Annotated in this window: 7 protein-coding genes; 4 read left to right on the plus strand and 3 right to left on the minus strand. The window is 59.7% G+C overall.

Annotation, left to right across the window (positions count from 1 at the left end; translation table 11 throughout):
- Positions 1 to 119 precede the first annotated feature (119 nt).
- From IE243_RS24110 to IE243_RS22060, 3 genes are all read right to left on the minus strand, one after another.
- On the minus strand, positions 120 to 233 hold the full coding sequence (locus IE243_RS24110) for a helix-turn-helix domain-containing protein (RefSeq protein WP_423349404.1): 114 nt from the start codon (positions 231 to 233) through the stop codon (positions 120 to 122).
- Between the two features lies 1 nt (position 234).
- Positions 235 to 576 (minus strand): recombinase family protein, encoded by a 342-nt coding sequence (locus tag IE243_RS22055; RefSeq protein ID WP_444542215.1) that lies wholly within the window; start codon positions 574 to 576, stop codon positions 235 to 237.
- A gap of 170 nt (positions 577 to 746) precedes the next feature.
- Complete coding sequence (locus IE243_RS22060) at positions 747 to 1,169, minus strand: MerR family transcriptional regulator (RefSeq protein ID WP_014072603.1); 423 nt, start codon at positions 1,167 to 1,169, stop codon at positions 747 to 749.
- Between the two features lie 76 nt (positions 1,170 to 1,245).
- Between IE243_RS22060 and IE243_RS22065 the strand changes: the two genes are divergently transcribed.
- The 4 genes from IE243_RS22065 to IE243_RS22080 all read left to right on the plus strand — a co-directional run bounded on the left by IE243_RS22065 (position 1,246) and on the right by IE243_RS22080 (position 4,994).
- The gene (locus IE243_RS22065) at positions 1,246 to 1,641 is read left to right on the plus strand and encodes a mercuric transporter MerT family protein (RefSeq protein WP_014072602.1); all 396 of its coding nucleotides are present in this window, start codon (positions 1,246 to 1,248) and stop codon (positions 1,639 to 1,641) included.
- 12 nt (positions 1,642 to 1,653) lie between these two features.
- Positions 1,654 to 1,983, plus strand: coding sequence for a heavy-metal-associated domain-containing protein (locus tag IE243_RS22070; RefSeq protein WP_004213249.1), 330 nt, complete (start codon positions 1,654 to 1,656; stop codon positions 1,981 to 1,983).
- A 79-nt stretch (positions 1,984 to 2,062) separates the two neighbouring features.
- On the plus strand, positions 2,063 to 3,439 hold the full coding sequence (gene merA, locus IE243_RS22075; RefSeq protein WP_021222959.1) for a mercury(II) reductase: 1,377 nt from the start codon (positions 2,063 to 2,065) through the stop codon (positions 3,437 to 3,439).
- 91 nt (positions 3,440 to 3,530) lie between these two features.
- Positions 3,531 to 4,994 (plus strand): DUF4158 domain-containing protein, encoded by a 1,464-nt coding sequence (locus IE243_RS22080; RefSeq protein WP_244643318.1) that lies wholly within the window; start codon positions 3,531 to 3,533, stop codon positions 4,992 to 4,994.
- Positions 4,995 to 5,050 lie beyond the last annotated feature (56 nt).

The raw sequence follows: 5,050 nt of genomic DNA on the forward strand, positions 1-5,050 counted from the left end.
GGACGCCAGCGCGGCCAACGCCCATGATGGCGCGCGCCTTCCCGCTCTCATCAGCAAGGCGTCACCTCAAGCTTTGTACGCTGAACAACGATTTTCCGGACATAATGTGAACATTGGTGTCAGGCAGCGGCGCGAAGGTACTGGTAGAGGGTTTCGCGGCTGATGCCCATGTCGCGCGCGATGGTCGCCTTGCGTTCACCGGCGGCAACGCGGCGGTGCAGATCGGCAATCATCTCATCCGAGAGCGACCGTTTCCGCCCCCGATAGGCGCCGCGCTGCCGAGCGATCGCAATGCCTTCGCGTTGCCGTCCCCGAGAAGGACAGGCTTTCCTTCTCAAACTCGATCCGGATACCTCGCTTGGTGAGGCCCTGGACCAGCTTGCGCAGGTCATCCAGATTGCGGGCCAACCGATCCATGCTGTGGACGACGACGGTATCGCCTTCGCGGGCGAAAGTGAGCAGAGCCTCAAGCTGGGGGCGGTTGACGGTCCGATCGAGCGACTGACCTTCCAATTGGCGATCCACATTCTGATCGAACGTGCTGACCCGGACATAGCCGATCCGTTGCCCCTTCACTGCGCACTCTCTCCATCAAAATGTCAGGTTGAAATCTATGATACGCAACGACATTCGTCAACAAATTCCGTTTAGTACCCTAATCTGACAGAAACCGCGGTAGCGCCCTGACGTCCGGTTAGGCTATACTCCAAGCTGACATCACAAAATCAAATCCCTCAAAGATGGCGTCAATTGCCTTGATGGGGTAAAAACTGGAGTGCTTCCAGGATGGGACATTCGGCAACGTCATCTCCAGTGCATCTGGCTAACGTGGTCGCCAGCGTCACCTCTATCTTCTGCAAATCTGCAATGCGGCGGCGGACATCTTCAAGGTGGAGTTCGGTTCTCGCCATAACCTCCGCGCAGGTTTGTGCACCGGTATCGGTGAGCGACAACAATGACCGTATCTCATCCATTGCATAGCCAAGGTCGCGCGCGCGCAGGATGAACTGCAACCTTTGCACCAGTTCCGGCGAATAGACGCGGTAGCCGTTGGAACTGCGAGGCGGCCCCGGCAGCAATCCCACCTTCTCGTAATAGCGGATGGTTTCGAGATTGCAGCCTGTTTTCCGGGCAAGCTGGGCACGCAAGATGCCGACCTGTTGCTCCATGAAAATACCTCTTGAGTCTGTAGTGGCTACAGAGCCTACACTGCGAATCACTCAGTTGGAACAAGGGATTCAAGCCATGGTCTCAACGCCGGAAGCGGGACAGCCAGCCCTCACCGAAAACCACGAGCCGAAGCAGGCAAACTGGGTTGCGGCGGGCGCATTGATCGGCGCGGGGCTCGCCTCGGCTTGCTGCGTCGTCCCGCTACTGTTGGTTATGCTCGGAATTTCCGGCGCGTGGATCGCCAACCTGACGGCGCTCGAACCTTACAAGCCCTATGTCGCAGGCGTAACGCTCGCGCTGCTCGGCTACGGCTTCTGGCATGTCTATTTCAAGCCGAAACCGCCCTGTGAAGACGGTTCCTACTGCGCTCGTCCACAATCGGCTTGGACCACCAAGGCGGTGCTGTGGCTGGGCCTTGCCGTCGCCATCCTGGCGCTCACCATCGACTGGTGGGCACCCTGGTTCTATTGAAAGGAAATACCCATGAAAAAGACAGTATGTATCGCTATGGCCGTGCTGGCTATGGCTGGCGGCGGGGTCGCCTATGCAGTTAGTGGCACGGCGCAAGATCGCCCCGCGGCTACCGCAACCGCTCAGAAGCAAACCACCTTTGCCATAGAGAACATGACCTGCGCCACCTGCCCGATCACCGTGAAGAAGGCGATGGAAGGCGTCGCCGGGGTAACGGCGGTCACGGTCGATTTCGCAGCCAAGACCGCGCGCGCAACCTATAACCCGCGCCGCACCAATGCTGCTGCGATTGCCGCTGCATCAACCAACGCGGGTTATCCGGCGCGCGCTATTCAAAACTGAGCCGGGCGCCGCCAGCGCCTCAAGAAAGCGATAAGCAATGAACGACTGTTGCAACCGCCCCGGGCAGGAAGGATTTGACGTGGCCGTCATCGGCGCGGGTTCTGCCGGGTTCTCCGCCGCGATCGCCGCTGCCGATCTGGGCGCGAAAGTGGCGCTCGTCGGTCACGGCACGATTGGCGGCACCTGTGTCAATGTTGGCTGCGTTCCTTCCAAGACGCTGATCCGCGCCGCCGAAGCGGTGCATGGTGGGCTTGCCGCCGCGCGCTTTCCCGGCCTTGGGGGCGCTGTCCAGATGGATGACTGGTCCGTATTGGCGGCGTCGAAGGACGATCTTGTCACGACGCTGCGCCAAAAAAAATATGTCGATCTGCTGCCCGCCTATGACGGTGTGAGCTATATCGAGGGCAAGGCACGCTTTGCCGATGGTGCGCTGATTGTCGGCGATGCGCCCATGAAGGTCGGCAAGGTCATATTGGCGATGGGTGCGCACGCCGCCGTGCCGCCGATTCCGGGGATGGACAGCGTGCCCTACCTAACCAGCACATCGGCGCTGGCGCTGGATCGCTTGCCCAAATCGCTGCTGGTGATCGGTGGCGGGGTGATCGGGGTAGAACTGGGACAGATGTTTTCGCGTCTGGGCGTTGATGTCACCATCTGCTGCCGAAGCCGCCTGCTCCCCGAAATGGACCCGGAAGTGAGTGCCGCGCTGAAAAACTATTTGGAAGCCGAGGGCGTGCGGGTTTGCGCAGGTGTCGGCTATCAGCGTATCGCCCAAACACAGAGCGGGGTCGAATTGACCTGCGAGGGGCATTGTGACACCGTCGCGGCGGAACAGGTGCTCATCGCCACCGGACGCCGACCCAATAGCGACGGGCTTGGGCTGGAGGAGCGCGGCATAGTGCTTGCCCGTAATGGTGGAATCGTCGTCGATGACCACCTCGAAACGTCGGTTCCAGGCATTTACGCGGCGGGCGATGTAACGGGACGGGACCAGTTCGTCTACATGGCCGCCTATGGCGCAAAACTGGCCGCGCGCAACGCGGTGACGGGCAACCAATACCGCTACGACAATTCCTCCATGCCATCCGTCGTCTTCACCGACCCGCAAGTCGCCAGCGCCGGCCTCACTGAAACGACAGCACGGGCGCAAGGCCTGGACATCAAGGTTTCGCTGCTCCCGCTCGATGCTGTGCCAAGGGCACTGGCAGCACGCGATACGCGGGGTCTCATCAAACTGATTGCCGACAAGGCGAACGACCGTTTGCTGGGCGGCCAGATCATGGCACCCGAAGGCGCGGATTCGATCCAGACACTGGTGCTGGCGATCAAACACGGCATGACCACCCTGGAATTGGGTGCAACGATATTTCCTTACCTGACCACTGTGGAAGGCCTCAAACTGGCGGCCCAAACGTTTGATAAGGATGTCGCCAAACTGTCTTGCTGCGCCGGGTGATTGCTCGGGGATCAACCGGCAACGAATGGCCTCCCTCCAGTGCAAGCCGCTTTGGTGTCAATTTTGTTATTCGCCTCAGCGGGAGAGCAAAATGGCACGACGCCGACTTCTGACCGGAGACGAGCGCCGGCGCCTGTTCGATCCTCCTGTCCAAGAAACCGCGATCATTGGGCATTATACCCTTTCTGCGGAAGATGTTGAATTGGTTGGGCGCCGCTATGGTCCAGCAAATCGCCTCGGTCTGGCTGCACAAATCGCTTTGATGCGACATCCCGGCTTTGGTCTGCAACCCGAGATCGGGCTTCCCGACGTCATTCTTCAGTACCTCGCGGCACAGTTATTCGTCGATCCTTCCTCCTTCTCTGCATATGGTCAGCGCGCGCAAACCCGTACCGATCATGCCGATCTCGTGGCGCGTTATCTTGGCATACGCCCGTTTCGACGCGGCGACCTGGCACTTGCCCTGAATCTTGCCGCGCAAGCCGCCGAGTATACAGACAGAGGTGAACCGATTGTTCGCGCCCTCATGGTTGGCCTGAAGGGTGAGCGGTTCATTCTTCCGTCAGGCGACACACTGGAACGCGCCGGTCTTGCTGGCCGGGCACGCGCACGCAAAGCTGCCGCAGCCGCAATCGTCGAAGGCCTCAGCTCTGCTGAACTGACACGGCTAGACGAACTCGTAATCAACAACCCGGATTTCGGCATGACACCGCTGGCGTGGTTGCGTAATTTCGAAGAAGCCCCGACTGCGGCCAATATCAATGGCTTGCTTGAGCGCCTGCCCTATGTTCGCGGCATAGGTATCCACCCGGTAGTTGGGGGCGCCATTCCGGAATTCCGCTTTGCCCAATTTGTCCGCGAGGGCGGCGTGGCACCGGCATTCCTGCTTTCGGATTACAGCGTCAATCGCAGGCGGGCGACGTTGACGGCCGCAGTGATCGACCTTGAGGCCAGACTTGCCGATGCCGCGATCCAAATGTTTGACCGACTTATCGGCGGCATGTTCACGCGCGCGCGGCGTGGGCGCGAGCGTCGCTACCAAGATAGTATTCAGTCGGTGGGGCAACTCATGCGGCTGTTTGGCGCCACGATTACAGCACTTGATGAGGCTGTCCAGAATGGCGGCGATCCGCTCGAATTGATTGACGAAGCGGTGGGCTGGCACCGGCTTGTTGCGGCAAAGGCCCAAGTAGATGCCCTTGCTGATCTTGCCGGCGAGGACGCACTGGTAACGGCAACCGAGCGTTACGCCACGCTACGGCGTTTCAGCCCGGCATTTCTGGACGCCTTCACCTTCAAGGCGTCTGGAACAGGGACGGCACTGATCAAAGCCATCGATGTCATTCGCGATGCGAACACACGAAAGTCGCGCGACCTTCCCGATGGCGTTCCACTGCCATTCCCCAATCGGCAGTGGAAGCGTCTCATCACCGAAAGCGGCCGTATCGACCGCCGACGTTATGAAATTGCGATCATGGCAACCTTGCGTGATCGTTTGCGCGCCGGTGATGTATGGATCGAGGGAACCCGCAACTATCAGCGCTTCGATGCCTAGAGCGGTTTTCGAACGTCTAGAATCATAAGAGGTTCCCCCTTCGCCAGATTTCTGAT

This window comes from Camelimonas fluminis, assembly GCF_014656355.1.
Classification (GTDB): Bacteria; Pseudomonadota; Alphaproteobacteria; order Rhizobiales; family Beijerinckiaceae; genus Camelimonas; species Camelimonas fluminis.